Below are 23,628 nucleotides of genomic sequence, written 5' to 3' on the forward strand. Positions count from 1 at the left end.
GCCGACGCCCATCAGGTCAACGCTTGTCGGCCGACGTCGGCAGCCCACGGCCGTTGGCCAACACCAGTAGGCCATCGGTCGTTGGCAAACATCAGTGGGCCGACGACGCCCGCGGCGGGTCAGGTGACGCGGCCCGCGGTCAGCACCAGCCGGGCCAGTTCGGGGTGGACGATGTCGCTGTGCGCCCCGGACGGCGGGCCGCCGTGGCAGACGACCGCGGCGGCGTCGACGTTCACGCACCCCGACGCGGGCAGCGGTCCGGCGAGGGCCGTCGCGAGGTCCAGCCGGGCGGTGCCCGGCACCGCCTGCACCCCGTCGTGCCCCATGGCGCCCCACTCCGGCCCCAGCACGGCCGCGATCTCGCTGCCCGCACACGAGCGGTCGTCCCCGGACAGCCGGGAGGCCAGCGGATAGAACGTGCCGAGCGCCGCGTCGAAGTGCGAGTAGCAGCACACCAGCGGGCCGTCGATCCGCTGCTGCCGGTCCTTGAGCGCCCCCGCCTTGGCCGGGTCCTGCGGCAGCCGGCCGGCGAACGCGTAGTGCGAGAAGGCACCCTGGAGGAGGGTCACGGACTTCACCGTGTCCACCCCGTCCGGCAGCCCGCGCAGCGCGAACGACACCAGCCGCCCGCCGAAGCTGTGCCCGATCAGATGCACCCGCACCCCGGCCGCCGCCTGCGCCAACTGGCCGATCACCGGCCCGAGCCCGTGCTCGCCGACCGTCCCGGCCCGCCGTTTCATCGTGTAGTACGTCGCCTGCCGCAGCAGCTCCTTTGCGCCCTCCCAGGGGTTCGGGATGCTGAACCCGGCCGGTGCGCCGGGCGACCGGACGGCGGCCAGCGCCTCTGCGAACTCGTCGCAGGCGGTCGCCGGATCCTCGGTGAACACCGTCGGCTCGCCCTCCTCGTCGGTGTCGGCCACGCCCCGCTGCCGCCCGTCGTCCACCAGCAGCCGCACCAGCCGCCCGAACTCGGCCAGACGACCGGCGCCGTCCGGCCGTTCGTCCAGCATCCGGGCCAGCTGGTCGATCACCGGGGCCCGCCCCGGGAAGGTCTCCAGCAGGGCGCGCCGGGTGTCCTTGTCCAGCGCCGGACCCGGTGCCGTTTCCGCCGCCACGGCCGCCACCGACTTCGGGAAGTCCGGGATCGGCTCGTCGCTGAACCGCATCGACGGCCAGATCACGCCGACGTACCCGAGCCGGGCCTGTGGCGCGAGCGCCGGGACTGGTGTGTAGAAGCTCCGGTACAGGGCGGTCGCGCCCGAGCGGTCGTTGTTCCAGCCGTGTGCGAAGACGAGCAGGTCACGGACGCCGTGCGCCGTGACCTGGGTCATCAGACGGTCGCGTTCGGGACCGTCCACGTCCCCGTCCGCGTCGAAGGTCAGCTCCCAGTAGGGATTCACGCTCATCCCGGGATCCGCCATGCCAGGCTCCCTCGTCCCGCCGGAAACGATGCGTAACGCTGTGCTGCGGACGCATCGTCCTGCTCCGGGGCAAGGTTGGCCATACACCGCGCCTCACCTGTAGAGGAGATATTCCTTTCGAACCCGCCGGAACGCGGCCAGCTCCTCCTGCCAGGCGCCGGTCACCTCGTCGGTGTTCGCCCCCGCGTCGATCATCGTGCGCACCCGGGCGGAGCCGGTGAGCTTGTCGATCCAGTTGTCCGGCCGCCACGCGAAGCCGTCCCAGACCTTCCTGACGGTCACCAGCAGCGCGATCCCGGTGCGGACCGGATCGTAGGCGGCCCGGTCGTCCACATGGATCTGCACCCCGCCGACCGTCTTGCCCTGGAACTTGGAGAAGGTGGGCGCGAAGTAGGCCTCCCTGAACCGCACGCCGGGCAGCGCCAGTTCGTTCACGGCGGCGGCCCAGCGGCCATCGACGCCCTCGGCGCCGAGCAGCTCGAACGGCCTGGTCGTGCCCCGGCCCTCCGAGACGTTGGTGCCCTCGAACATACAGGTGCCGGAGTAGACGAGAGCGGTGTCCGGGGTCGGCATGTTCGGGCTCGGCGGCACCCAGGGCAGCCCCGAGGCGTCGTAGAACTGCGTCCGCCTCCAGCCCGTCATCAGCACGGTGTCCAGCGGTACGGGCTTGCTCAGGAACTCCCCGTTGAACAGCCGCGCCAGCTCCGCGACGGTCATCCCGTGCGCCTGTGCGATCGGCTGCCGGCCGACGAACGTGGCGAACTCCTTGTGCAGGACCGGGCCCTGGGTCTCACGGCCGGTCACCGGATTGGGCCGGTCCAGGACGACGAACCGCTTGCCGGCGAGCTGCGCGGCCTCCATGCAGTCGTAGAGCGTCCAGATGTACGTGTAGAAGCGGGCGCCGACGTCCTGGATGTCGAAGACGACCGTGTCGACGCCGGAGGCGGTGAAGATGTCGGCGAGCTGCTGTCCGTTCTTCAGGTATGTGTCGTACACGGGCAGTCCGGTCGCCGGGTCGTCATAGCGGCCCTCGGAGCCGCCGGCCTGTGCGGTGCCCCGGAAACCGTGCTCCGGGCCGAAGACGGCCGTCAGGTTCACCCGGGGGTCGGCGTGCATGACGTCGACGATGTGCCGGACGTCACGGGTGGCGCCGGTGGGGTTGGTGACGATGCCGACGCGCCGGCCCTTCAGCAGGGAGTAACCGTCGACGGCGAGTCTCTCGAAGCCGGTGCGCAGTTCTTCGCGGTGTTCGGGGGCGGCCGGCAGCGCGGCCGGCAGGGCCGCCAACGAGGCCGATGCGAGGAGGTTCCGTCGAGACAGATGCATGGCTAGAGGTTGGAGCGGTGGCCCTTCCTTCACACATACCGACCGGTTAGTCTGACCCGACCAGAGCCGATGCGCGCCGCGCTGAGTCGTGTCGAAGGAGACCGATGGTGGAAGCCGTGCAGGATGCGGGAGTGGTCGTCACCGGGGCCGGCGGGGGGATCGGAGCCGCGTTGGCCCGGCGGTTCGCCGCCGAGGGGGCCCGGGTCGTCGTGAACGACCTCGACGGCGAGAAGGCCAAGGCGGTGGCCGGGGAGATCGGCGGGATCGCCGTGCCGGGCGACGCCTCCGCGATCGTCGGCGACGCCCGTGACGCGCTCGGCGGCACCATCGACGTCTACTGCGCGAACGCCGGTGTCGCCTTCGAGGACGGCGACGCGGGCGAGCCGCTCGACGAACGGTCCTGGGCGGTCGCCTGGGACGTCAATGTGATGGCGCACGTCCGCGCCGCCCATGAGCTGCTGCCCTCCTGGCTGGAGCGGGGTGCCGGGCGGTTCGTGTCCACCGTGTCCGCCGCCGGGCTGCTCACCATGATCGGCGCGCCCTCCTACAGCGTCACCAAGCACGGTGCCTACGCCTTCGCCGAGTGGCTGTCCCTGACGTACCGCCACCGGGGCCTGAAGGTGCACGCGATCTGCCCGCAGGGCGTGCGCACGGACATGCTGGCCGCCACCGGCAGTGCCGGGGACCTGGTGCTGCAGCCGACCGCGATCGCACCGGAGGCCGTCGCCGACGCCCTGTTCCGGGGCATCGAGGAGGACCGCTTCCTGATCCTGCCGCACCCCGAGGTGGCCGGGTACTACCAGGCGCGGGCCGGCGATCCGGACCGCTGGCTGAGCGGCATGAACCACATCCAGCGCAAGTGGGAGGAGGCGCGGTGACCACCTCCCGGTACGCCGCACGGCCCTGGCTGGCCTTGCTCGACGACGCCCAGCGTGCCCCGATCGACCCCGCGGACTCGCTGGTGCACGCCCTGCGGGCGGCCGTGGCCGAGGCACCCGAGCGCGCGTTCCTCGCCTACTTCGACGCCCGGCTGAGCTACCGCGAGGTGGACGAGCTGAGCGACTCCGTCGCCGCCCACCTCGCCGCGCGGGGGCTGGAGCGCGGGGACCGGGTGGCGGTGCTGCTGCAGAACTCCCCGCACTTCGTGCTCGCCGTCCTCGGCGCCTGGAAGGCCGGCGCGACCGTCGTCCCGGTCAATCCCATGTACAAGTCGGCCGAGATGGGGCACATCCTGCGGGACGGAGATGTCGCCGCGCTGATCTGCTCCGAGCGGGCCTGGGAGTCGTACCTCAGGCAGACCGCGGCCGACTCGCCGGTGCGGGTCGTGCTCACCGCGAGCGAGTTGGACTTCCAAACTCGCAACGACGCGCGCGTGCTCGGCTTCGAGCGGCTGCCCCAGACGCCGGACGCCGACGACCTCGTGGCCGTCGCCCGCCAGGGCCGCAAGGCGCCCGAGGGCCGTGACCCGCGCCCGGACGACATCGCGCTGATCAGCTACACCTCCGGCACCAGCGGCACCCCCAAGGGCGCCACCAACACGCACGGCAACATCATGCACAACGCCGAGCGGCAGCGGACCGGGCTCGCGCTGCCCGAGCCGCCCGTCTACTACGCGCTCGCGCCGCTCTTCCACATCACCGGTATGGTGTGCCAGTTCGGCGCCTGCCTGAACAGCTCCGGCACCCTCGTGCTCACCTACCGCTTCGAGCCCGGACTCGTCCTGGAGGCCTTCGCCGAGCACCACCCGCACTACACGGTCGGCCCCTCCACCGCCTACATGGCGCTCGCCGCCCACCCGGACGCCACCCGCGAGCACTTCGTCTCCTTCGTGAACATCTCCTCCGGCGGCGCGCCCGTACCCCCGGCCCTGGTGGAGAAGTTCCGCGAGCGCTTCGGGCCGTACATCCGGGTCGGCTACGGACTCACCGAGTGCACCGCCCCCTGCGCCTCGGTCCCGCCCGGCCTGGAGGCACCCGTGGACCCCGTCTCCGGGACGCTGTCGGTGGGCCTGCCCGGCGCCGACACGGTCGTCAGGATCGTGGACGAGCAGGGCGAGGAGGTGCCCTTCGGGGCGCAGGGCGAGATCGTCGTGCGCGGGCCCCAGGTCGTTCCCGGCTACTGGAGGCGCCCGGACGCCACCGCCGAGTCCTTCCCGGACGGCGAGCTGCGCACCGGCGACATCGGTTTCATGGACGCCCAGGGCTGGCTCTATGTCGTCGACCGCAAGAAGGACATGATCAACGCGTCCGGCTTCAAGGTGTGGCCCCGCGAGGTCGAGGACGTGCTGTACACCCACCCGGCGGTGCGCGAGGCGGCCGTCGTCGGCGTCCCCGACGGCTACCGTGGCGAGACCGTGAAGGCGTACATCAGCCTGCGTCCGGGCGCGGAGGCGGCCCCGGATGAACTCGCGGTGTACTGCAAGGAGAGACTGGCCGCCTACAAATACCCGCGTCAGGTGGAGATCCTGCCCGACCTGCCCAAGACGGCGAGTGGGAAGATCCTCCGGCGGGAACTGCGATCCCACGCGCAGGACCTCGCGCAGGACATTCGGTAAGCATCACGGAAAGGCAGGTGGCGGCAGTGCCCAGGACGACGGACGGAGACGGGACGCCCGTTCCGCAGCGGCTGCTGGCCGCCGCCACCCGGCTCTTCGCCGAGCGGGGTTACGACCGCACCTCCGTGCAGGAGATCGTGGAGGCGGCCGGCGTCACCAAGGGGGCGTTGTACCACTACTTCGGCTCCAAGGACGACCTCCTGCACGAGGTGTACGCGCGCGTGCTGCGCGTCCAGCAGGAGCGGCTCGACCACTTCGCCGAGATGGACGCGCCGGTGGAGGAACGGCTCAGAGCCGCCGCGGCGGACGTGGTCGTCACCACGATCGACAACCTCGACGACGCGATGATCTTCTTCCGGTCCATGCACCACCTCAGCCCGGAGAAGAACAAGCAGGTGCGCGCCGAGCGCCGGCGCTACCACGAACGGTTCCGCGCGCTCATCGAGGAGGGCCAGAAGGCGGGCGTCTTCTCCACGGCGACCCCGGCCGACCTGGTCGTGGACTACCACTTCGGCTCCGTCCACCACCTGTCCACCTGGTACCGCCCGAACGGCCCCCTCACCCCTCAGCAGGTCGCCGACCACCTGGCCGACCTGCTGCTGCGGGCACTGCGTCCGTGAGGTGACGGACGAGGGCCGCGGCAGCCGGGTTCCGGGGCTGTGGGCCGCGTCCCGCGAGAACGACCGTACGGCCGGGCTCCGGCTGCCGTATCCGCACGCACGGCAGCCCGGCCCGCTCGCCGGTGGCCCGGGGCACGAACGCCACCCCGATACCGGCCCGGACGAGGTCCACCAGCAGCCCGATCTGGGTGACGTCACAGGTGATACGGCGGTCCAGGCCGCAGTGGGCGGCGAGGCGCCGTACGGCCGTCTCCAGCCCGGTGCCCGCGCGGAAGTCGGGCCACGCTGGACGCATGACATGCGGACCGATTCTCCTGCACCGGTTTCTGTCCTTCCTCCGGGCCCTCGCCCGCGCGGACCACCACTGCTCGGGCGGCTACTAGACGCCCCTCAGAGGTACTGCTTCAACTCCCGCCGCGCCAGCGACCGCTGGTGCACCTCGTCCGGGCCGTCGGCCAGCATCAGGGTGCGGGCGCTCGCGTACAGCTCGGCCAGCGGGAAGTCCTGGCTCACCCCGCCCGCGCCGTGCAGCTGGATCGCGCGGTCCAGGATGCCGACCACCGCACGCGGCGTGGCGATCTTGATGGCCTGGATCTCGGCGTGGGCGCCCTTGTTGCCGACGGTGTCCATCAGCCAGGCCGTCTTCAGCACCAGCAGCCGCAACTGCTCCACGGTGACCCGGGCGTCGGCGATCCAGTTCTGGACCACTCCCTGCTGGGCCAGTGCCTTGCCGAACGCCGTACGGGACACCGCCCGCCGGCACATCAGCTCGATGGCCCGCTCGGCCATGCCGATCAGCCGCATGCAGTGGTGGATCCGGCCGGGGCCGAGCCGGGCCTGGGCGATGGCGAAGCCGCCGCCCTCCTCGCCGATGAGGTTGGTGACCGGCACGCGCGCGTGGTCGAAGACCACCTCGGCGTGGCCGCCGTGCGAGTGGTCCTCGTAGCCGAAGACCTGCATGGCGCGCTTGACGGTGACGCCGGGGGTGTCGCGCGGCACCAGGACCATCGACTGCTGGCGGCGGATGTCGGCGCCGTCCGGGTCCGTCTTGCCCATCACGATGAAGATCTTGCAGTCCGGGTTCATCGCGCCGGAGATGTACCACTTGCGGCCGGTGATCACATAGTCGTCGCCGTCCCGCTCGATGTGCGTGGTGATGTTGGTGGCGTCCGAGGAGGCCACCTCCGGCTCGGTCATCGCGAACGCCGAGCGGATCTCACCGGCCAGCAGCGGCTCCAGCCACTGCTTCTTCTGCTGCTCGTTGCCGAACTGCGCCAGCACCTCCATGTTCCCGGTGTCGGGCGCGGCGCAGTTGGTCGCGGTGGGCGCGAGGTGCGGGGAGCGGCCGGTGATCTCGGCGAGCGGCGCGTACTGGAGGTTGGTGAGCCCGGCGCCGTACTCGGCGTCGGGCAGGAAGAGGTTCCACAGGCCCTGCCTGCGGGCCTCGGCCTTCAGCTCCTCGACCACGGCCGGGGTGTCCCACGGGGAGGCGAGCGCGGCGCGCTGCTCCTCGGCGACCGCCTCCGCCGGGTAGACGTACTCGTCCATGAAGGCGAGCAGCTTGGCGCGCAGCTCCTCGGTGCGCGCGTCGAACGCGAAGTCCATGTCCGGATCAGCCTTCCTGAAGAGTGGTCAGTCCGTGGTCGATGAAGACGGGCACGAGGTCGCCGATCCGGTCGAAGCCGCGGCCGACCGTCTGGCCCAGCGTGTACCGGTAGTGGATGCCCTCCAGGATCACGGCGAGCTTGAACCAGGCGAACGCCGTGTACCAGGAGACGCCGGAGACGTCGCGTCCCGAGCGCTCGGCGTACCGCTCGATCAGCTCTCGCGGGGACGGGTGCCCCGCGGCCTCGGCGGTGGTGGAGACCGGGGACTCGGCCATGCCCAGCGGCTGGCTGTACATCACCAGCAGGCCCAGGTCGGTGAGCGGGTCGCCGAGGGTCGACATCTCCCAGTCGAGGATGGCCTTGATCTTGTCGTCGTCGCCGATCAGGACGTTGTCGAGCCGGTAGTCACCGTGGACGACGGCCGGGGCGGGAGAGGTGGGCAGCGAGCGGCCGAGGGCGGCGTGCAGTTCGTCGATGCCCGACAGTTCGCGGTTGCGGGAGGCGTCGAGCTGCTTGCCCCAGCGGCGCAGTTGCCGGTCCAGGAAGCCCTCGGGGCGCCCGAAGTCCGCGAGTCCGACTTCGGCGGGGTCGACCGCGTGCAGTTCGACCAGCGTGTCCACCAGGGACAGCACCGCGTTCCGGGTGCGCCCGGGACCCAGCGGGGCCAGCTGCTGGGCCGTGCGGTACGGGGTGCCCTCGACGAACTCCATGACGTAGAAGGGCGCCCCGAGCACCTCCTCGTCCTCGCACAGCAGCACCGGGCGGGGGACCGGAACCCGGGTCGGGTGCAGGGCGCTGATCACCCGGTGCTCACGCTTCATGTCGTGCGCGGTGGCCAGCACATGACCGAGCGGGGGCCGGCGTACGACCCACTTGGCGGTGCCGTCGGAGAGCGCGTAGGTGAGGTTCGACCGTCCGCCCTCGATCAGCCGGCCGGTGAGGGGGCCGGTCACCAGTCCGGGGCGCTCGCGGTCGAGGTGGGCGCGCAGCCGGTCCAGGTCGAGTCCGGGCGGGTGGTCGGCGCTCATACATCACTCCTACGAACGGGTGAACAGGACCCGACTCATGATGCCGACCGGTCGGTATGTAGTCCAGTGCGCGGAGCGATCACGCGGCCAAACGTGACCGGAGCCACGATAGGCCGACGGCCCCCCGGTGCGCTGCCCGGGGAGCCGTCGGCCCTGTCGCGGTCCCGCGTCAGTGGTCGTCCCAGTGGCCCTCGTGCTCGGCGTGCCGGTGGCCGCCGTGCAGATAGTCGATGTGATCGCCGTGCGGCACCTGGGCGTGCCCGCACTCGTCGTAGTGCACGTGCTCATGGCCCTCGTGGACCAGGTGTCCGGCCGGCTCGCACTCGTCCCAGTGGCCCTCGTGCTCGCGGTGCAGATGCCCGTCGTGCGCGTAGTCCAGGTGGTCGCCGTGCGGCACGGCGTTGTGCCCGCAGTCCGGGCCGTGGCAGTGCGCGCCGTGTTCGGTGTGTTCGTGGTGAGGGGTGGTCATGGTGCTCACCTTCGGAGGGACGGGGTGTCGGCGACGCACAGGCTATGGGGTGAATCAGTGCATATCGGTTCATACGGCTTGCGTGGCGTCCGAGTACCCCGGAGGGTCGAGGACATGAAGGCCATCAGCTACCGCCACTACGGCGGACCCGAGGTGCTGGAGTACGGCGAGGTGCGCGACCCGAAGGTCGGCCCCGACCAGGTGCTCGTCAAGGTCCGTGCCGCGGCCGTCAATCCGGTCGACTGGAAGTGCCGCGAGGGCCATCTCGACGCGATCCTGGACGCCGTCTTCCCGGTGATCCCCGGCTGGGACGTCAGCGGGGTGGTCGTCCAGCCCGGTGCCTCCGTCACGGAGTTCGGCGTCGGCGACGAGGTCATCGGCTACTGCCGCGAGGACTTCCTCTGCCGTGGCACCTTCGCCGAGTACATCGCCGCGCCCGTGCGCACCCTGGCCCGCAAGCCGCGCAACCTGTCCTTCGAGGAGGCCGCCGGCCTGCCGCTCGCCGGGCTCACCGCCTATCAGGTTCTCGTCAAGGTGCTGGAGGTGGCGCGCGACGAGACCGTGCTGGTGCACGCGGCGGCCGGCGGGGTCGGCTCCCTCGCCGTCCAGATCGCCGCCCACCTCGGCGCCCGGGTCATCGGTACGGCGAGCGAACACAACCACGACTTCGTGCGCGGCCTCGGCGGCGCGCCGGTGACCTACGGCGAGGGCCTGGCCGAACGGGTGCGCGCGCTGGCCCCGGACGGCGTGGAGGCGGTCTTCGACACCGTCGGCGGGGGCACCCTGAAGGCCTCGGCCAACCTGCTCGCCCCGGAGGGCCGGCTGGCGTCGATCGCCGACCCGGGGGTGGTGAGCCTCGGCGGCCGCTACTACTTCGTCCGCCCGGACCCCCAGGACCTGAGCACGCTCTCCCGGCTGGCCGAACGGGGTGTCGTCTCGGTGCACGTCCAGGAGACCTTCCCGTTGGAGCGGGCGGCGGACGCGCACCGGACGAACCAGACGGGCCGCACCCGCGGCAAGATCGTGGTCACAGTGGGCCGGGAGGAAGAGGAGGGCGCCATCTGGACCAGGGGAGAAGAGGGCACCCTCTACCGCAGGAGTCAGGAGGGCACCTTCTAGACCACCAGCGCCGCCGCGCACAACGCCAGTGCCACCGCGCACAGCGCCGCCGCCGTCGCGTGCCGGGGAGCGAGCGCCCGCGGGCGGCGACCGGTCGCAAGGGCCCGGATCCGGCGGTGGGCCACCGCCAGAAAGCCCAGGAAGAGCACGCAGCACAGGGCGCACACGGTCACTTCGGTGGCCGAGGCGCCACCGTGCAGGGCGGCCTTGACGGCGAGTACGGCGGCCACGGCGGCCGAGAGGGTCGTACGACGCCAGGCCAGCCGGGTGCGCTCCGGTTGCAGCCCGGGGTCGCGCCCGGCCGTGCTCACCCCGCCCATCCGGCCAGCACCACCACGACCATGGCCACCGCCACCACCGCGACGACCAGGCTCAGCAGCGCCGGGAACCGGGATGCGGGCAGGTCCTCACCGCGCCGGATCGCCCGCTCACAGCGCACCCAGTGGTTCACCGCGCGCAGCGAGCACAGCACCCCGGCGCCGAGCAGGGCGAGCGCGAGTCCGACCCGCCACGCCCAGCGCAGGTCCGGCAGGAACTGGTCCACCGCGAATCCGCCGCCGATCAGCGCGAGCGCCGTACGCAGCCAGGCGAGAAAGGTGCGCTCGTTGGCCAGCGAGAACCGGTAGTCGGGTGTGCCGCCCTCGTCCCGCACCTGCTCCGGCGCGAACCACAGCCGGATGTTCCGTACGAATTCGCTCACGCGGTCGACCCTACCCGGCGGTCACCGGCCCGCCCGGAACGCCCTCAGCCTCTCGTACGCCGCCAGCCCGTCCGGCACCCACTCCCACGTGCCGAGCCGCCCCTCGACCTCCTCCTCGGGCAGGAAGTCGTGCCACTGGACCTCCTCCACCTGCGGATGTACGGGCAGCTCGCAGCGCACCTCGTACACCGCCGACCACCAGCTGTTCCCGGCCCCGTCGTCGTACAGGAACTTGAAGAGATACGTCGGCCGGGGGAGCCCCGTCACCCCCAGCTCCTCCTCGGCCTCCCGCAGCGCCGCCTCGTCGTAGGACTCGCCCGCTCCGACGACGCCGCCGACGAACATGTCGTACAGCGCCGGGAAGACCAGCTTGGTCGCGGTGCGCCGGTGGACGAAGAGCCGGCCGGACGCGTCCCGGGCCTGGATGAACACGCACCGGTGGCGCAGTCCGCGGGCGTACGCCTCGCCGCGCGGGGACTGGCCAAGCACCTGGTCGTTCTCGTCGACGATGTCGAGGATCTCGTCAGCAGGGTTCATGCCCCACATCCAAGCAGGCCGCTCAGCGCCGCTGGAGGTCCCGGGCCGACGGTTCCGTCTCCCCCGCGCCGCACGGCATCGCCGGATGCAGCCCGAGCAGCACGATGCCCGCGACCACCGCCGCGAGCCCGGCCGCCTCCCAGGCCAGCGCCCCGGTGTCGGTGCGCAGCCGGTCACCGAGGAAGCCGACACCGCACAGGATCCCGGCGAGCGGCTCGGCCGCGGTGAGCGCCGGCAGCGACATGCGCAGCGGGGCCGTCTCGAAGGCGCTCTGCACCAGGACCAGACCGGTGACCCCGCACACCAGCACGCCGTACGGCTGCCAGCCGGTGAACAGCTCGGTGAGGCCGCCCTCGGAGAAGCGGGTGCCGCTCACCCGGGTCAGCGCGTCCTGCACGCCGTACAGCAGCCCGGCGGCGGTGGCCAGCAGCACCGGGCCCCAGCTCAGCCGGGAGCGCTTGCCGTACGTCGTGAGCACCAGGGCGGCGCCGACCATCGCCCCGATGATCAGCCAGTGCCGCAGCGGATCCGAGATGGCGCTGCCGGCCCGGGGCTCGCCCGCCATGATGAACGCGCTCACCCCGCCCGCGAGCAGCAGCAGCCCCGCCCAGCCCTGGCGGCCCAGGGGCTGTCTGGTCTGGTGCCGGGAGAGGGCGAGCGCGAACAGCAGATTGGTCGCGAGCAGCGGCTCGACCAGGGAGATCTCGCCCCTGCCGAGGGCCATCGCGCCGAGCACCATGCCGGCGATCATCAGGCCGAGCCCGCCCAGCCAGCGCGGCACCCGCATCAGGTCGAGCAGCAGCCGGAAGGACAGGAAGTCGCTCAGTGGTGCCTTCTGCGCCGCGTTCTGCTGGAGTACGAACCCGAAGCCCAGACAGCAGGCAGCACTCACGGCGAGAAGGAGAACCAGAACGGACACGCTGCGTACCTCGATCATCCGGCCGGACCACGGGTGCGTAGTGGCCGACTGTAGCGCCCCCGGGACGGCAATGACCCGTAAGTGCGCGGAACAGGGCGGTTGACTCGCCATGCTCCTGAGCCGGCCGGCTCCGCGCCATGGCGTACGCCACAGCGGGCCGCCCGCACCCCCGCCCGGGCCCCGGCCCACCTGTGCGGACTTCCTCAACTTCCCTGCAGGTCAATGTAGTTGAACCCATTAACAGCCCGGTTCCGCTTGACGCAAACCTTGGCTGAGGGTTTGCTGTGCGTGATCGGCCGATGGCAGCCCGAGAAACAGGAAGTCCCGCGGTGCCCCCTCTCCCACTCCTGCTCGGCGACCGCCGGGCCCCCACGGACCAGTCCGGCGACACCGCCCCGGACGACTCCGGCGCCTTCGACGGCGGCTCTGACGCCGTCTTCGACGACACCTTCGACGACGCCGAACTGCGCACCGCACGCGCCGCGTTCACCCAGGGCCGGCGGCAGGCCGCCCGCTCCCTGCTCCGGCACACCGGCGACGACTGGGACCGCCGCGGCCACCGCCTCACCGTGCTCGCCCGGGAGCCGTACGCCGTGGCCTGGGCCCGCGACTGGCTGCACGCCGAACCCGGCTCCGCCGACGCCGCCGCACTGTACGCCCTCGCCCTGGTCCAGCGCGCCCTGCGCGGCAAGGAGGACCCCGACCGGGCCCGCGAGGCCTGCGCCACCGCCGCCGCGCTCGCCCCCGACGACCCCACCCCCTGGCTCGGCTCACTCCTGCTGGCCCGCACCCTCGGCCCGGAGCGTGAGGTGCTCGGCACCTTCACCGAGCTGCGCCGCCGCCACCCCGAGCACCACCACGCCCACCATCTGCTCCTCGCCCGCCTCGCCGAACGGCCCTCCGGCGGCCGGGCGGCCGAGGACCACGAGGTGTACGACCTGGCCGAGCTGGCCGCCGCCGAGGCCCCGGCCGACTCCCCGCTCGCCGTCCTGCCGGTCGTCGCCTACGCCGAGCGCTACCGGGTCCTCGCCGCCGCCGGACTGGCACCGGCCGACCCGCCCGTCTCCGGGCACTGGTCCGGCCCCCGGGCCCGCCGCATCCTGCGCGCCTGCTTCGACTGGTGGCTGGAGTGGGAGCACGACGAACACCCCCGCCGCCACATCGACCTCAACCACCTCGCCTTCGCCCTGTCCTGCGCCGGCCGCCCGGCCGAGGCGGCGGCCCTGTTCCGGCGCATCGGCCGGCACGCCACCCCGGCACCCTGGTCCTACGCCCGCCGCGACCCCCGCGCCGCCTTCCGGACGGCCCGCACGCGTGCGCTCGGGCATTGAACGGCACGCCCCTGCGGCACGTACGCAAGAAGTGATTACAGAACCCTGACCACTGACCGGATCCCCTGGCCCCCTCGGGCCCCGAGTGCTCGAATGAACGCGTGAACTCTGAACAATCCGAGGAGCGGGACGGCAAGCCCATCGGCCGCCGGGTCTTCCTGGGCACCCTCGGCCTGGGCGCGCTAGGCGTGGTCGCCGCGCCCTCGCTGCAACGCGGCCTGGAGGGCTTCCTCGGCTCGGTGGCCGGCAAGGACCCCACGGGCCTGACCGGCCTGCTGCCCAACGGCGGCGGCTTCCGCTACTACTCCGTCGCCGCGTCGGTGCCGCGTCTGAACGCCACCGACTACCACCTGAAGATCGGCGGCCTGGTCGACCGCCCGCACACCTACACCCTGGCCGATCTGCGTGCCCTGCCGCAGACCCGGCTGGTCAAGGACGTCCAGTGCGTCACCGGCTGGCGGGTCCCCGGCACCCCCTTCGAGGGCGTACGCCTCTCCCACCTCCTGGACGCGGCCGGGGTCCGTTCCGGTGCGAAGGCGATCCACTTCACCTGCTTCGACGGCACCTACACCGAGAGCCTCACCCTCGACCAGGCCCGCCGGCCGGACGTCCTGGTGGCCCTGCGCATGCAGGACAAGGACATCTCCCACGACCACGGCGGCCCGGTCCGCCTCTATGTCGCCCCCATGTACTTCTACAAGTCGGCCAAGTGGCTCTCCGGCATCACGGTCACCGACAGCGTCGAGCCCGGCTACTGGGAGCGCCTCGGCTACGACGTCGACGCCTGGGTCGGCCGGTCGAACGGACGGACCGATGAGCCTACGAACTGACACCCCGGCCCCGCCGAGCGCCCGAATCCGCCGCTTCGGCCCGGTCCAACGCTGGGTCCACCGCACGACGGCCGCGCTGATGGGGATCTGCGTGGTCACGGCGGCCGTGCTCTACATCCCCGAGCTGGCGGTGCTGGTCGGCCGCCGGGAACTGGTCGTCCGCGTCCACGAGTGCGCCGGGCTCGCCCTCCCCGTGCCGGTCCTGCTGGGCCTCGCCTCCCGCGCCTTCCGCGCCGACCTGCGCTTCCTCAACCGCTTCGGCCCGCACGACAAGGTATGGCTGCGCGCCGCGCTGGTCCGCGACAAACGCCGCTCCTCCCGCCCGGCGGGCAAGTTCAACGCCGGCCAGAAGGTCTACGCCGCCTGGATCGCCGGCGCCACCCTGGTCATGCTCGGCACCGGCCTGCTGATGTGGTTCACCCACCTCGCCCCGCTGGTGTGGCGCACCTCGGCGACCTTCGTCCACGACTGGCTCGCCCTGACCATCGGCGTGGTCCTGGCCGGCCACATCGGCATGGCCCTGGGCGATCCGGAGGCGAGACGGGGCCTGCGCACCGGGACGGTGAGCAGGGAGTGGGCGAAGCGGGAACACCCGCTGTGGCGGCCCTAGTTCCCGAAGTCCAGCAGGACCTTGCAGGACCGGCTCCTGTCAGCGGCCAGCGCAAACCCAGCGGCAGCGTCCCGCACCGGAACCACCGCGCTGACCAGCCCGTCGAACTGGTCCCGTGCGGCCAGCAGTTCCAGCGCGTCGCCGAACTCGGCGTCGAACCGGAACGCCCCTCGCAGCTCGATCTCCCGGCTCACCAGCAGGTTCCCGGCGAACGGCGACTGCCCCGGCGGCAGCATCCCGAGCTGTACGACCACACCGCCGCGCCGCACCCGCCGCAGACAGGTGTCCAGCCCGGCCGCGACCCCCGACGCCTCGACGGCCGCGTCCACCTCGTCCGGCCATCCGGCATCACCGGGATCGTCGGCCCGTACGAGCGTGTCGGCGCCGGCCGCGGCGGCGTGACGCAGCGCCTCCGGCACCGGATCCGTCACTGTCACCCGTGCCGCGCCCGCCGCCTTCGCCGCCGCGATCACCAGGCACCCGATCGGCCCCGCCCCGGTCACCAGCACATGCCGGCCGGACAGGTCCCCGGCCCGCCGCACCGCGTGCAGCGCGACCGACAGCGGCTCGGCGAGCGCGGCCCGCCGCAGCCCGAGCCCGACCGGCAGCGCCCGTAGCTGACCGGCCGGTACGGCGATCCGCTCGGCGAAGCCGCCCTGGACATGCGGAAAGCGGGCCGCGCTGCCCAGATACCGGGTGTCCCGGCACACGTTCGCCCGCCCGTCGGCGCACTCCGGGCAGCGCCCGCACGGGGTCGCAGGGTGCACGGCGACGGCCGTACCCGGCTTGGGACCGCAGGCCCCGGCGCCGTACGACACCACCGTGCCCACCACCTCGTGCCCGAGCACCATCGGCTCCCGGAGCCGGAAGTCCCCGACGCCGCCGTGCCGCCAGTAGTGCAGGTCGGAGCCGCACACCCCGCCGTAGCGGACGGCCACCACGGCCTCGCCGGGCCCGGGTTCGGGCACCGGCAGCTCCTGCACCCGCAGCTCGCCCGCGCCGTGGATCACACAACCAAGCATCCCCGCAGCCCCCTTCAGAGCACGCTCGTCATGCCGCCGTCGACGTACAGGATCTGTCCGCCCATGAAGTCGGAGGCCGGTGAGGCGAGGAAGAGCAGGGCGCCCACCAGGTCCTGGGTGCGGCCCCAGCGGCCCGCCGGGGTGCGCCGGCGGACCCAGGCGCTGAACTCCTCGTCCGCCACCAGCGGCCGGGTCAGCTCGGTCTCGATGTAGCCGGGGCCCAGGCCGTTGACCTGGACGCCGTACGGCCCCCAGTCCGCGCACATGCCCTTGGTGAGCATCTTCAGCGCGCCCTTGGTGGCGGCGTACGGCGCGATGCCGGGCCGGACCACCTCGCTCTGCAGCGAGCAAATGTTGACGATCTTGCCGTGGCCGCGTTCCGTCATCCGCCGGGCGGCCTCGCGGCCGACGAGGAACGCACTGGTGAGGTTGGTGCCCAGGATCCGGTGCCAGTCGGCGTCGGTGAACTCCAGCAGCGGGGCGCGCAGTTGCATGCCCGCGTTGTTGACGAGGATGTCGAGCGGGCCCACCCGCTCCTCGACGTCCGCGATGCCGGCGGCCACGGCCGGTCCGTCGGTCACGTCGAACACCGCCGTACGGACCCGGTCGCCGGGCAGTTCGGACGCGGCCTTTGCCAGCCGGTCCGGGTCGCGCCCGTTGAGGACCACCGTGCAGCCGGCCTCGGCCAGGCCCCGGGCCAGCGCGAGGCCGATGCCCCGGCTGGAGCCCGTGACCAGGGCGGTGCGGCCGCTGATGTCGAAGAGAGGGTGAGCCGTCATCGTCGTACCGCTCCTATATGACCAGTGACAGCAGCAGCACCAGACCGCCGGCGACCACCGAGATGATCGTCTCCATCACCGACCAGGTCTTGACGGTCTGCCCGACGCTCAGCCCGAAGTACTCCTTCACCAGCCAGAAGCCGGCGTCGTTGACATGGCTGAAGAAGAGCGAGCCGGCGCCGATGGCCAGGACCAGGAGGGCGGTGTGGGTGGTCGACATGCCGGCCGCGAGGGGAGCCACCAGGCCCGCCGCCGAGACCGTCGCCACCGTCGCCGAACCCGTGGCCAGCCGGATCGCGACCGCGATCAGCCAGGCCAGCAGCAGTGCCGGGATCGACCAGCTCTTGGATATGTCCAGGATCATGTGGCCCACACCGGAGTCGATCAGCGTCTGCTTGAAGCCGCCGCCCGCGCCCACGATCAGCAGGATGCCGGCGATGGGCATCAGGCCCTTGTCGACGGTCTGCTGCAGCCGCTCCTTGCTGAAGCCGGCGGGCCGGCCCAGCGTGAAGAAGCCGACGATCACGGCCGCGAGCAGCGCGATCAGCGGGGAGCCGATGATGTCGAAGACCCGCTGGTTCATGTTCGTGGGGTCGTCGACGACGATGTCCACCAGCGCCTTGGCGAGCATCAGCACCACCGGCAGCAGCACGGTGGCGAGCGTCGCGCCGAAGCCGGGACGGCGCTCCAGTTCGTCCGAGGCGCGCTGCGGCAGCATCCGGTCGGGCGCCTGGACGTCCACCCAGCGGGCGGCGACCTTGGAGAACAGCGGACCCGCGATGATCACCGTCGGGATGGCGACCAGGATGCCCAGCGCCAGGGTCACGCCCAGGTTGGCCTTGACCGCGTCGATCGCGACCAGCGGGCCGGGGTGCGGCGGGATCAGACCGTGCATCACGGACAGACCGGCGAGCGCCGGGATACCGATGCGCATCAGGGAGTAGTTGCCGCGCTTGGCGACCATCAGCACGACCGGGATCAGCAGCACGATGCCGACCTCGAAGAACAGCGGCAGGCCGATCACGGAGGCGATGAGCACCATCGCCCAGGGCATGGCGCGCCCGCCGGCCTTGGCGAGGATCGTGTCGACGATCTGGTCCGCGCCACCGGAGTCGGCGAGGAGCTTGCCCAGGATCGCCCCGAGCGCGATCAGGACGCCCACGCCGGCCACGGTGGTGCCGAGCCCAGTGGTGAAGCTGGTGATGGCCTTGTCGAGCGGCGCTCCGGCGACCGCCCCGAGCGCCAGTGACCCGATGGTCAGCGCCAGGAAGGCATGGAGCTTGAACTTGGTGATGAGCAGGACGATCACGGCGATGCCCACCAGCACCGCGATGCCCAGCTGGGCGTGTCCGGCGGAGGTGATCGGCGGAGGTGTGTCCGCTGCCAGCATCTCGACGCTGAGTCTGGTCACGGGGGTTCCCTTGCGTTACGGGGGGACGGGGGTGAGTGCTACGCGGTGGTGTCGGGAAGCGCTTCGAGTGCCTTCACGGCACGCTCGGTGATCTCCTCGGGGCTGCCGCTGACGTCCACGGCGACTCCCGCCTCGTCCGGCTCCAGGGGCTGCAGCGTCGCGAACTGGGAGTCCAGCAGCGCGGTCGGCATGAAGTGCCCCTGCCGCTGTGTCATCCGGTCCTCGATCAGCTTCCGGTCGCCGGAGAGGTGCACGAACACCACTCCGGGAGCGGCGGCCCGAAGCCGGTCGCGGTACGACCGCTTCAGCGCCGAGCTGCTGACCACCCCGCCCAGTCCGGCCCGCCCGTGCGCCCAGTGACCGATGGCGTCCAGCCAGGGCCAACGGTCGGTGTCGTCGAGCGGGACCCCGGCCGACATCTTGTCGATGTTGGCCTGCGGGTGGAAGTCGTCGCCCTCGGCGTACGGGACGCCCAGCCGCGCGGCGAGCAAGGGACCGATCGTGGTCTTGCCCGTCCCCGCGACGCCCATCACGACGACGACCTGGGGGGTTCGCATTACTGCCTCGCTGTCTTCCTCGACATCCGACGCCGCAGCGGCGTCGCCACACTGAAACCCATTAGGTACGACGAATTCAAGACTCTGTGACATATAAGTCTGACTTTTTCCGCCGGTGATCCACGCCGTACGCTGAGTGCATGACCACACCGGGCCGGGGGCTGCACGGCCATGTACTGGACACCCTCGGCCCCGCGATCACCGCGGGCGAGTACCCGCCGGGCAGCGTGCTGCGCACCGACGAGCTGGCACAGCACTTCGAGGTGTCACGCTCCGTGATGCGGGAAGCGGTCCGGGTGCTCGAATCCATGCACCTGGTCGAGTCCCGCCGCAGAGTGGGCGTGACGGTCCGCCCCAAGTCCGAGTGGAACGTCTACGACCCGCAGGTCATCCGCTGGCGCCTGGCCGGCGCCGACCGCCCGCACCAACTGCGCTCGCTGACCGTGCTGCGCTCCGCGATCGAACCGGTCGCGGCCGGCCTCGCCGCCAAGCACGCCACGGCTCAGCAGTGCGCCGAACTCACCGAGTGCGCGCTCGGCATGGTGGCCAACTCACGCGGCCACAAGCTGGAGGCGTACCTGGTCCACGACATCGCCTTCCACCGGGTCATCCTGAACGCCTCGGGCAACGAGATGTTCGCCCGGCTCGGCGACGTCGTCGCGGAGGTGCTGGCCGGCCGCACCCATCACGAGGTCATGTTCGAGGACCCCGACCCGGCGGCGGTCACCCTGCATGTGCAGGTGGCGGAGGCGGTCCGCGCGGGCGACGCGACCCGCGCCGAACAGCTGACCAGGGAGATCACCGTGGGCGCCCTGCACGAACTGGACATCCTGGCGCCCTAGTTCGGGTTGTTCGCGCAGGTCTCAGTCCAGGAAGTCCCCGTCCACGTACACCCACGCCCCGTCGACCCGCTCGAACCGGCTCCGCTCGTGCAGCGAGCCGCCCCGGTAGGAGGCGCGGAAGGTCACCGTGCCCGTGCTGTGGAAGGCGGACCCGTCGGTGGTGCCGAGGATCTCCAGTCCCGTCCACTTCATCGGCGGGTCGAGGTCCAGCCGCCCGGGCCGGGTCCGCGGATGCCAGGTGCGCATCAGATACCCCGCGTCCCCCTTCACGAACGCGCTGTACCGCGAGCGCATGAGCAGTTCAGCGGTCGGCGCGCTCGCGGCCCCCGAGTGGAAACGGCCGCAGCAGGCGTCGTAGGGCTGGGGGAGTCCACACGGGCAGGTGCGCGAGGTCATGGCCATCATTGTGCCCGCACCAGGGGAGGCGTTCGTCCCGGGCGGGGTGCACAGTGGAAGGGCAGTGCAGCCCAGGGAGGCGGACCATGACCCGACCCGTGACCAGCCGTCCTCCGACCGTCAAGGAGTGGCGGCTGAACCTGTACCTCTCCGAGCACGACCCGGACACCACCGCCCGGATCGTCCTGGACACCGGCGACAACGTCCTGGAGAGCCACGCGGAGGCCCGCCGCAACCCCTACGACCCCGATGTACCGGAGATAGGCGACGAACTCGCCGCCGGACGCGCCCTGATCGCCATGGGCCGCAGGCTGCTGCGCGCCGCGGACGGGGACATCAAGGCGGTGGGAGCGGCGGAAACCGAGGAGGACCTGTCACCCCTGTGGCTGGACCGGGAATGACGCCCCTCACCCGCCCCCGCGGCCCTTCTGCAGGAACCGCCGCAGCCGGGTCAGCGGCCAGGTGTTGATCACGTCCTCCCCGGTGAGCCAGCCGCGCTGCGCGGTGCCGACGCCGTAGCGCAGTTGCGCGAGGTGCGGGACGGAGTGCGCGTCGCTGTTCACGGCGAACTTCACGCCCTGCTCCCGGGCGCGCAGGATGTCCTCGTCGCGCAGGTCGAGACGGTCCGGCTGGGCGTTGACCTCCAGCGCGGTGCCGGTGCGCGCGCAGGCCGCGAACACCTCGTCCCAGTCGGCGTCGACGCCCGGCCGCTTGCCGATCAGCCGCGTCGTCGGATGCCCGATGATGTTGACGTACGGGTTCTCGCAGGCCCGCACCAGCCGCCGGGTCATGGCCTCGCGGTCCAGGTCGAAGTGCGAGTGCAGCGAGGCCACGCACAGGTCGAAGCCGGCCAGGAACTCCTCGGGCCAGTCCACCGAGCCGTCCGGGTCGATGTTGAGCTCCGTGCCGTGCAGCAGTCGCATCCTGTGACGGGTGCCGTCCAGCTCCCGCACCCGCTCCCGCTGGGCGAGGATCTTCTCGTCGGTCATGCGCTGCATGTACAGGTTGGGCGCGTGGTCGGTGACCGCGTAGTACTTGTGACCGCGCTCGGCGGCCGCCGCCACCATCTCCTCCAGCGGGGCGAGACCGTCGGTGAGGTCGGTGTGGGTGTGCAGGTCACCGCGGATGTCCTTCTCGGTGACCACCTCGGGCAGCCCGTCGTTCAGGGCCGCCTCGATCTCCCCGCGGTCCTCCCGCAGCGTCGGTTCGATCCACGGCAGCCCGAGCCGGGCGTACACCTCCTCCTCGGTGCGGGAGGCCAGCGAGTCCCCGCTCTCGGCGTCGAACAGGCCGTACTCGGACAGCTTCAGACCCTGGTGCACGGCGATGGTGCGAGTACGGATGTTGTGCGCCTTCGAGCCGGTGAAGTACTGCAGCGCGGCACCCCACGACTCCGGCGGCACCACCCGCAGATCCACCTGGAGCCCCTTGCCCGTGCGGATCGACGTCTTCTTCGAGCCCCGCGCGATGACCTCGGCGGTGGCCGGCAGCTCGCACAGCGCCGCCATGAAGGGCTCCGACTTCTTCGCCGCGACCAGGACGTCCAGATCCCCTACGGTCTCCCGCATCCGGCGCAGCGACCCGGCGTACGCGCAGCGCTTGCACCCGGTCACCGCGGACAGCTCCGCGACGATCTCCTCGGCGGTGTCCAGGGCCAGCGACAGCGGCACCCGGGCGCCCGCCCGCTGCAGCAGCTCGATGCCGTGCCGGATGTTGTCCTGCGTCTTCTCGCCGAAGCCCTTCAGATCGGCCAGCGCGTCCGCCTCGATCGCCGCGGCCAGCTCGTTCACCGACGAGATGTGCAGGTCCTCGTAGAGCCGCAGCGCCTTCTTCGGGCCCAGCGTGGGGATCGTGATCAGCTCCCGGACCCCGGCGGGGATCTTCGCCCGGCGCTCCTCGACGACCGCCATCTTCCCGGTGCGCAGGTATTCGGCCACCTTGTCGGCGATCGACTTCCCCACGTTCGGGATCTCCTTCAGGCCGCCCTCGTCCAGCTTGGAGATGTCGGCCGGATACCCGCCGATGGCACGTGCCGCCTTCTCGTAGGCGCGCGCCTTGAAGGCGTCGCCTCCGGTGATCGCGATGAGGTCCGCGTACTCCCGCAGGAGCGCCTCGACCTCGTCATTGGGCCGGGCCACCCTTCAAGTCTAGGAAACTCCCCCGAGCACCGGCAGTGACGGCAGCTTCGCCCCGTGCACCCACTCCTGGAACAGCCCGTCGAGCGGCTCCTGAGCGAACCGGGCCACGTGCCCGGTGAACGCCTCCGTCGTCACCGACCCGTTCCGGTGCAGCCGCACCCAGCCGCGCAGCATGCGGAAGAACGCGTCGTCACCCAGCGCGCAGCGCACCGCGTGCAGGGCCAGGCCGCCCCGCTCGTAGAGCCGGTCGTCGAACATCGCCTTGCGGCCCGGATCGGCCAGCCTGAGGTCCTGCGGCAGCGTGGCCAGCAACCGGTGTGCCGCCGCGGCCAGTTGCTGCGCGCTGCGGCCGCCCGAGCGCTCGGACCACAGCCATTCCGCGTACTTGGCGAAGCCCTCGTTCAGCCAGATGTGCCGCCAGTCGGCGATGGTCACGCAGTTGCCGAACCACTGGTGCGCCAGCTCGTGCGCCACCAGCCGCTCCGAACCCCGGGCACCGTCCACGTGGTTGGAGCCGAACAGCGACAACCCCTGTGCCTCGACCGGCACATCGAGCTCCTCCTCGGTCACCGCGACCGCGTAACCGTCGAACGGGTACGGCCCGAACAGCTCCTGGAACAGCTCCATCATCGCGGGTTGCCGCGCGAAGTCCCGGGAGAACTCCGGCAGCAGCCGCGCCGGGATGTGCCCGTGCTGCGGCACGCCCCCCGGACCGGGGTCGCCCAGCAGCACCGTCTGGAACCGGCCGATCGCCAGGCCCACGAGATAGCTGGACGTGGGCGCGGACTGCTCGTACACCCAGGTCGTCGTCGAGGCCTTCGTCGTACGGGTCAGCAGGCGCCCGCCCGTGACGACCGCGTACGCGGACGGGACGGTGACCGAGATCAGATAGGAGGCCTTGTCGGCGGGCCGGTCGTTGCACGGGTACCAGGACGGCGCCCCGATCGGCTGGCTCGCCACCAGCGCCCCGTCGGCCAGCTCCTCCCAGCCCAGCCCGCCCCACGGGCTGGCCACCGGCTTGGGGTTGCCGGACCACTGGACCTCCACCGTGAACGCGGCACCGGCCCGGACGGGCTTGGCCAGGCGGATCCGCAGCCGTCCGCCGCGGTGCGTGAAGTGCGGCTGCCGGCCGTCCACCCGGACCCGGCCGATCCTGAAGCCCGCCAGGTTGAGCTGGAACTCGGTGAGCGGCGCCGGTCCCGCTATGGCGTTGATCCGGGCCGTGCCGGACAGCCGGTTCGGGCCGGGGCGGTAGTCCAGCGCGAGTTCGTAGCGGTGCACCCGGTACCGGGCGTCACCGTTGTCCGGGAAGTACGGGTCCCGTCCGGCCGACTGCTGAACTGCCACTGCTGTGTCCGCTCCCTGCGCTGTGCCACCACTGGGTGCCGGGGCCGGAACCGAGTGGCCCGCGC

Annotated in this window: 25 protein-coding genes and 1 pseudogene; 9 read left to right on the top strand and 17 right to left on the bottom strand. The window is 71.8% G+C overall.

Annotation, left to right across the window (positions count from 1 at the left end; all coding sequences use genetic code 11):
* Positions 1-119: 119 nt before the first annotated feature.
* Positions 120-1,421, bottom strand: coding sequence for an alpha/beta hydrolase family protein (locus ACZ5NH_RS11405; RefSeq protein ID WP_468774452.1), 1,302 nt, complete (start codon positions 1,419-1,421; stop codon positions 120-122).
* Between the two features lie 93 nt (positions 1,422-1,514).
* Positions 1,515-2,747: an exo-beta-N-acetylmuramidase NamZ family protein gene (locus ACZ5NH_RS11410; RefSeq protein WP_468774454.1), complete on the bottom strand. Its 1,233-nt coding sequence runs from the start codon at positions 2,745-2,747 to the stop codon at positions 1,515-1,517.
* A 104-nt stretch (positions 2,748-2,851) separates the two neighbouring features.
* On the opposite strand from ACZ5NH_RS11410, the gene ACZ5NH_RS11415 reads away from it, so the two are divergent.
* From ACZ5NH_RS11415 to ACZ5NH_RS11425, 3 genes are read left to right on the top strand one after another with little or no spacing between them, the layout of a single operon-like run.
* Positions 2,852-3,625, top strand: a complete 774-nt coding sequence (locus ACZ5NH_RS11415; RefSeq protein WP_468774456.1) for an SDR family oxidoreductase — start codon at positions 2,852-2,854, stop codon at positions 3,623-3,625.
* The gene (locus tag ACZ5NH_RS11420; protein ID WP_468774458.1) at positions 3,622-5,301 is read left to right on the top strand and encodes a class I adenylate-forming enzyme family protein; all 1,680 of its coding nucleotides are present in this window, start codon (positions 3,622-3,624) and stop codon (positions 5,299-5,301) included. The genes ACZ5NH_RS11415 and ACZ5NH_RS11420 overlap by 4 nt, the downstream gene beginning before the upstream one ends.
* A gap of 26 nt (positions 5,302-5,327) precedes the next feature.
* Positions 5,328-5,921, top strand: a complete 594-nt coding sequence (locus ACZ5NH_RS11425) for a TetR/AcrR family transcriptional regulator (RefSeq protein WP_450982367.1) — start codon at positions 5,328-5,330, stop codon at positions 5,919-5,921.
* Here the strand turns inward: ACZ5NH_RS11425 and ACZ5NH_RS11430 are convergent.
* From ACZ5NH_RS11430 to ACZ5NH_RS11445, 4 genes and pseudogenes are all read right to left on the bottom strand, one after another.
* Positions 5,860-6,198: pseudogene (locus ACZ5NH_RS11430) on the bottom strand (LysR substrate-binding domain-containing protein); the annotation flags it as partial. The gene ACZ5NH_RS11425 and the pseudogene ACZ5NH_RS11430 sit on opposite strands and share 62 nt — an antisense overlap.
* A 113-nt stretch (positions 6,199-6,311) precedes the next feature.
* Positions 6,312-7,526: an acyl-CoA dehydrogenase gene (locus ACZ5NH_RS11435; protein ID WP_451552505.1), complete on the bottom strand. Its 1,215-nt coding sequence runs from the start codon at positions 7,524-7,526 to the stop codon at positions 6,312-6,314.
* Positions 7,527-7,533: 7 nt separating this feature from the next.
* Positions 7,534-8,556 carry a phosphotransferase family protein gene (locus tag ACZ5NH_RS11440; RefSeq protein ID WP_468774461.1) on the bottom strand — a complete coding sequence of 341 codons (1,023 nt, stop codon included), beginning with the start codon at positions 8,554-8,556 and terminating at the stop codon, positions 7,534-7,536.
* Between the two features lie 169 nt (positions 8,557-8,725).
* Positions 8,726-9,025: a hypothetical protein gene (locus ACZ5NH_RS11445; RefSeq protein ID WP_468774463.1), complete on the bottom strand. Its 300-nt coding sequence runs from the start codon at positions 9,023-9,025 to the stop codon at positions 8,726-8,728.
* 114 nt (positions 9,026-9,139) lie between these two features.
* Between ACZ5NH_RS11445 and ACZ5NH_RS11450 the strand changes: the two genes are divergently transcribed.
* Complete coding sequence (locus ACZ5NH_RS11450) at positions 9,140-10,144, top strand: NADP-dependent oxidoreductase (protein ID WP_468774465.1); 1,005 nt, start codon at positions 9,140-9,142, stop codon at positions 10,142-10,144.
* Here ACZ5NH_RS11450 and ACZ5NH_RS11455 read toward each other — a convergent pair.
* The 4 genes from ACZ5NH_RS11455 to ACZ5NH_RS11470 are packed head-to-tail and all read right to left on the bottom strand — an operon-like array spanning position 10,141 to position 12,300.
* Complete coding sequence (locus ACZ5NH_RS11455) at positions 10,141-10,464, bottom strand: DUF202 domain-containing protein (RefSeq protein WP_468774467.1); 324 nt, start codon at positions 10,462-10,464, stop codon at positions 10,141-10,143. The genes ACZ5NH_RS11450 and ACZ5NH_RS11455 overlap by 4 nt on opposite strands.
* Positions 10,452-10,844, bottom strand: coding sequence for a YidH family protein (locus tag ACZ5NH_RS11460; RefSeq protein WP_351804116.1), 393 nt, complete (start codon positions 10,842-10,844; stop codon positions 10,452-10,454). The genes ACZ5NH_RS11455 and ACZ5NH_RS11460 overlap by 13 nt, the downstream gene beginning before the upstream one ends.
* Before the next feature lie 21 nt (positions 10,845-10,865).
* Entirely contained in the window at positions 10,866-11,381 is a 516-nt protein-coding gene (locus ACZ5NH_RS11465) for an NUDIX hydrolase (RefSeq protein ID WP_388626458.1), read from the bottom strand.
* A 22-nt stretch (positions 11,382-11,403) separates the two neighbouring features.
* On the bottom strand, positions 11,404-12,300 hold the full coding sequence (locus ACZ5NH_RS11470; protein WP_388626456.1) for a DMT family transporter: 897 nt from the start codon (positions 12,298-12,300) through the stop codon (positions 11,404-11,406).
* A 329-nt stretch (positions 12,301-12,629) separates the two neighbouring features.
* On the opposite strand from ACZ5NH_RS11470, the gene ACZ5NH_RS11475 reads away from it, so the two are divergent.
* The 3 genes from ACZ5NH_RS11475 (at position 12,630) to ACZ5NH_RS11485 (ending at position 15,071) form a co-directional block, all read left to right on the top strand.
* The gene (locus tag ACZ5NH_RS11475; protein ID WP_468774470.1) at positions 12,630-13,631 is read left to right on the top strand and encodes a hypothetical protein; all 1,002 of its coding nucleotides are present in this window, start codon (positions 12,630-12,632) and stop codon (positions 13,629-13,631) included.
* Positions 13,632-13,732: 101 nt separating this feature from the next.
* On the top strand, positions 13,733-14,461 hold the full coding sequence (locus tag ACZ5NH_RS11480; RefSeq protein ID WP_388626453.1) for a molybdopterin-dependent oxidoreductase: 729 nt from the start codon (positions 13,733-13,735) through the stop codon (positions 14,459-14,461).
* Positions 14,445-15,071, top strand: coding sequence for a cytochrome b/b6 domain-containing protein (locus ACZ5NH_RS11485; protein ID WP_468774472.1), 627 nt, complete (start codon positions 14,445-14,447; stop codon positions 15,069-15,071). The genes ACZ5NH_RS11480 and ACZ5NH_RS11485 overlap by 17 nt, the downstream gene beginning before the upstream one ends.
* Here the strand turns inward: ACZ5NH_RS11485 and ACZ5NH_RS11490 are convergent.
* Genes ACZ5NH_RS11490 through ACZ5NH_RS11505 form a run of 4 tightly spaced genes read right to left on the bottom strand, consistent with a single transcriptional unit; the run spans position 15,068 to position 18,840 of the window.
* The gene (locus ACZ5NH_RS11490) at positions 15,068-16,093 is read right to left on the bottom strand and encodes an L-idonate 5-dehydrogenase (RefSeq protein ID WP_468774474.1); all 1,026 of its coding nucleotides are present in this window, start codon (positions 16,091-16,093) and stop codon (positions 15,068-15,070) included. The two genes, ACZ5NH_RS11485 and ACZ5NH_RS11490, sit on opposite strands and share 4 nt — an antisense overlap.
* A gap of 14 nt (positions 16,094-16,107) precedes the next feature.
* Complete coding sequence (locus ACZ5NH_RS11495; RefSeq protein ID WP_468774476.1) at positions 16,108-16,872, bottom strand: SDR family oxidoreductase; 765 nt, start codon at positions 16,870-16,872, stop codon at positions 16,108-16,110.
* A 13-nt stretch (positions 16,873-16,885) separates the two neighbouring features.
* Positions 16,886-18,283 (bottom strand): GntP family permease, encoded by a 1,398-nt coding sequence (locus ACZ5NH_RS11500; RefSeq protein WP_388626446.1) that lies wholly within the window; start codon positions 18,281-18,283, stop codon positions 16,886-16,888.
* 38 nt (positions 18,284-18,321) lie between these two features.
* A complete protein-coding gene (locus ACZ5NH_RS11505) occupies positions 18,322-18,840 on the bottom strand; it encodes a gluconokinase (protein ID WP_388626445.1) in 519 nt (172 codons plus the stop codon).
* 140 nt (positions 18,841-18,980) lie between these two features.
* Here ACZ5NH_RS11505 and ACZ5NH_RS11510 point away from each other — a divergent pair, with 140 nt between their 5' ends.
* Positions 18,981-19,682, top strand: coding sequence for a FadR/GntR family transcriptional regulator (locus ACZ5NH_RS11510; protein ID WP_388626443.1), 702 nt, complete (start codon positions 18,981-18,983; stop codon positions 19,680-19,682).
* A gap of 21 nt (positions 19,683-19,703) precedes the next feature.
* Here the strand turns inward: ACZ5NH_RS11510 and ACZ5NH_RS11515 are convergent, their stop codons facing one another.
* Positions 19,704-20,078, bottom strand: coding sequence for a YchJ family protein (locus ACZ5NH_RS11515; protein ID WP_388626441.1), 375 nt, complete (start codon positions 20,076-20,078; stop codon positions 19,704-19,706).
* Between the two features lie 86 nt (positions 20,079-20,164).
* Here ACZ5NH_RS11515 and ACZ5NH_RS11520 point away from each other — a divergent pair, with 86 nt between their 5' ends.
* The gene (locus ACZ5NH_RS11520) at positions 20,165-20,479 is read left to right on the top strand and encodes a dsRBD fold-containing protein (protein ID WP_468774481.1); all 315 of its coding nucleotides are present in this window, start codon (positions 20,165-20,167) and stop codon (positions 20,477-20,479) included.
* A gap of 6 nt (positions 20,480-20,485) precedes the next feature.
* Here ACZ5NH_RS11520 and polX read toward each other — a convergent pair whose 3' ends face one another.
* Both polX and ACZ5NH_RS11530 read right to left on the bottom strand, forming a co-directional pair.
* Positions 20,486-22,216, bottom strand: a complete 1,731-nt coding sequence (gene polX / locus ACZ5NH_RS11525) for a DNA polymerase/3'-5' exonuclease PolX (RefSeq protein ID WP_468774482.1) — start codon at positions 22,214-22,216, stop codon at positions 20,486-20,488.
* 9 nt (positions 22,217-22,225) lie between these two features.
* Positions 22,226-23,563: a M1 family metallopeptidase gene (locus ACZ5NH_RS11530; protein WP_468774483.1), complete on the bottom strand. Its 1,338-nt coding sequence runs from the start codon at positions 23,561-23,563 to the stop codon at positions 22,226-22,228.
* Positions 23,564-23,628: the final 65 nt, after the last annotated feature.

It is taken from the genome of Streptomyces sp. NPDC031426 (assembly GCF_055581585.1).